The organism is Pseudomonas brassicacearum (assembly GCF_003732175.1).
Classification (GTDB): domain Bacteria; phylum Pseudomonadota; class Gammaproteobacteria; order Pseudomonadales; family Pseudomonadaceae; genus Aquipseudomonas; species Aquipseudomonas brassicacearum_G.
In genome coordinates this window covers 1-1,687 of record NZ_MOBI01000049.1, presented here as the reverse complement: position 1 = coordinate 1,687, position 1,687 = coordinate 1, and the positions used below count along the sequence as shown (strand labels likewise).

At 55.5% G+C, this 1,687-nt stretch carries 1 protein-coding gene; it reads left to right on the top strand.

Annotation, left to right across the window (positions count from 1 at the left end; genetic code table 11):
• Positions 1–70 precede the first annotated feature (70 nt).
• Positions 71–1,507, top strand: coding sequence for an IS1182 family transposase (locus BK658_RS29645; protein ID WP_123585404.1), 1,437 nt, complete (start codon positions 71–73; stop codon positions 1,505–1,507).
• Positions 1,508–1,687 lie beyond the last annotated feature (180 nt).

Here is a 1,687-nt window from a genome sequence, read left to right as displayed (position 1 = left end):
CGACCCAGGCTGTGTGAAAACGCAGTGATTGTCTAACCTTCTGATCGTCGAGATCGTATCGGGGGCGATCATGAAGCGATTCATCGAAGGTGAGGCTCGGACTCAAGTGACATTGCTGCCAGAGTGCCTGGACGATTACGTAGCCGAAGAAAATCCAGTGCGCGTGGTCGATGTTTTCGTCGATGAACTCGACCTGGGCGCACTCGGTTTTGAGGGCGTCGATCCTGCCGCAACTGGTCGTCCGGCCTACCACCCAGCGGTCTTGCTGAAGATCTATATCTACGGCTATCTCAATCGGATTCAGTCCAGCCGCCGGCTTGAGCGTGAAGCCGAGCGCAACGTCGAGTTGATGTGGCTAGCGGGGCGTTTGGCCCCGGACTTCAAAACCATCGCCGACTTTCGCAAGGACAACGGCAAAGCCATTCGCAGCGTCTGCCGCCAGTTCGTAGTGCTTTGCCGCAGCCTCGATCTCTTCTCCCAATCGATCATCGCCATCGACGGCAGCAAATTCAAAGCCGTCAATAATCGCGACCGTAACTTCACCCAGGGCAAAGTGAAGGCACGCATGCAGCAGATCGAACAGAGCATTGACCGTTATCTGGCGGCGATGGATTCGGCGGATCGGGCAACGCCCGAAGTGGCCGAGGCCAAAGCAGAGCGGCTTAAAGAAAAGATAGAAGCACTGAAAAAGCAGATGCAGAAACTCAAGGACATCGAGGCGCAGCTCCACGAAAGTCCAGACCAGCAGATCTCCCTCACAGACCCAGATGCACGCTCAATGGCCACGAGCGGCCGAGGCACCGGAACGGTTGGCTACAACGTACAAACAGCAGTCGACGACAAACACCATCTGATCATTGCCCATGAGGTGACCAACGTGGGCAATGACCGTGGGCAACTAAGCAATATGGCGAACCAAGCGCGTGAAGAAATCAAGGCTGAATCGCTAACGGTGGTGGCCGACCGAGGCTATTACAAAGGTCTGGAAATCCTTGCTTGCGAGCAAGCCGGCATCACTACCTTCGTACCGAAACCCCTGACCTCAGGCAGTAAAGCCGAAGGTCGATTTGGTAAGCAGGATTTCATCTACCTTGCTGCATCGGACGAGTATCGATGCCCTGCGGGGCAGCTACTAACCCGGCGGCATTCGTCGATGGAAGACGGCATGTTGTTGCATTGTTACTACTTCTCGGGGTGCCAGTCCTGCGCAATGCAAAAGCAATGTACGACGGGTAAGGAGCGCCGTGTGAGGCGCTGGGAACATGAGGCGGTAATCGACGCGATGCAGGTTCGGCTAGAACATGATCCAGCGATGATGAGGGTTCGTCGACAGACCGTTGAACATCCTTTTGGAACGCTCAAGTACTGGATGGGAAGTACCCACTTCCTGACCAAAACCCTGCCGCGGGTGAGCACTGAGATGAGCCTTCATGTGCTCGCCTACAACCTCAAACGAATGATGAGCATCTTCGGTATCGCAGGACTGCTTGAGGCGATCAGGGCGTGAATCCAGCCGCTTGGCTCGCCCGTTAGTAGCCGATTGGGCCGCTGACGCGGCCCAATCGGCATTACAAACGTCTATGTAGCTGACTAAGGTAATTCGCGCTTCCGCCCGCTGATTTCACAGACAATCCTCGCGACTCTCAGTTTTCGACGTATTCAGCGCGTTTTCACACAGCCTGGACCC

Excerpts from the sequence above, each read along its gene's own strand:
- BK658_RS29645 (WP_123585404.1), top strand. The coding sequence starts at position 71 with ATGAAGCGATTCATCGAAGGTGAGGCTCGGACTCAAGTGACATTGCTG.